7 tRNA genes are annotated in these 837 nt (G+C 50.4%); all 7 read left to right on the forward strand.

Annotation, left to right across the window (positions count from 1 at the left end):
* The first annotated feature begins 4 nt into the window (after positions 1–4).
* The 7 genes from MBEAL2_RS28600 (at position 5) to MBEAL2_RS28630 (ending at position 709) form a co-directional block, all read left to right on the forward strand.
* A tRNA-Ile gene (locus tag MBEAL2_RS28600) sits at positions 5–80 on the forward strand.
* 14 nt (positions 81–94) lie between these two features.
* Positions 95–183 (forward strand) — tRNA-Ser (locus tag MBEAL2_RS28605).
* Between the two features lie 29 nt (positions 184–212).
* Positions 213–289 (forward strand) — tRNA-Glu (locus tag MBEAL2_RS28610).
* A 31-nt stretch (positions 290–320) separates the two neighbouring features.
* Positions 321–396, forward strand: a tRNA-Lys gene (locus tag MBEAL2_RS28615).
* A gap of 74 nt (positions 397–470) precedes the next feature.
* Positions 471–546, forward strand: a tRNA-Gly gene (locus MBEAL2_RS28620).
* 7 nt (positions 547–553) lie between these two features.
* Positions 554–629: transfer RNA gene (locus MBEAL2_RS28625), tRNA-Val, on the forward strand.
* A 4-nt stretch (positions 630–633) separates the two neighbouring features.
* Positions 634–709, forward strand: a tRNA-Thr gene (locus MBEAL2_RS28630).
* Positions 710–837 lie beyond the last annotated feature (128 nt).

An 837-nucleotide genomic window follows, 5' to 3' on the forward strand; every position in this document is an offset into this window, starting at 1 on the left:
AAAAGGGCCCTTAGCTCAGTTGGTAGAGCGGTCGGCTCATAACCGATTGGTCGTAGGTTCAAGTCCTGCAGGGCCCACCATTTTTATGCTATGCGGAGGGATACCGAAGTGGTCATAACGGGGCGGTCTTGAAAACCGTTAGGGTGCAAGCCCACGCGGGTTCGAATCCTGCTCCCTCCGCCATAAACTTTAAAACATTATTTTATAAAAATGGCCCGTTGGAGAAGCGGCTTAACTCACATGCCTTTCACGCATGCATTCAGGGGTTCGAATCCCCTACGGGTCACCATAACTCTATAACCGCATACATGATTTTTAGGGAGCCATTAGCTCAGTTGGTAGAGCACCTGACTTTTAATCAGGGTGTCACTGGTTCGAGTCCAGTATGGCTCACCATTTAGGTGGAAAGCATACCATGATCAAGGGCAAAGAATTGCGCTTTTCATCACTTTGGATTCTTCACCAGAGAGGCGGACATAGCTCAGTTGGTAGAGCACGACCTTGCCAAGGTCGGGGTCGCGAGTTCGAGTCTCGTTGTCCGCTCCATATATACGGAGGATTAGCTCAGCTGGGAGAGCATCTGCCTTACAAGCAGAGGGTCGGCGGTTCGATCCCGTCATCCTCCACCATATTGCCGGTGTAGCTCAATTGGTAGAGCACCTGACTTGTAATCAGGGGGTTGAGGGTTCAAGTCCTTTCGCCGGCACCATTTTTATTGTAGTTATTAGTACCTGAAAGGTGCTTTCTTTTTTTCCTTATGCCGGGGTGGCGGAACTGGCAGACGCACAGGACTTAAAATCCTGCGGTAGGTGACTACCGTACCGGTTCGATTCCGGT

Source organism: Aneurinibacillus tyrosinisolvens (assembly GCF_001015055.1).
In the GTDB taxonomy this organism is placed as follows: domain Bacteria; phylum Bacillota; class Bacilli; order Aneurinibacillales; family Aneurinibacillaceae; genus Aneurinibacillus_A; species Aneurinibacillus_A tyrosinisolvens.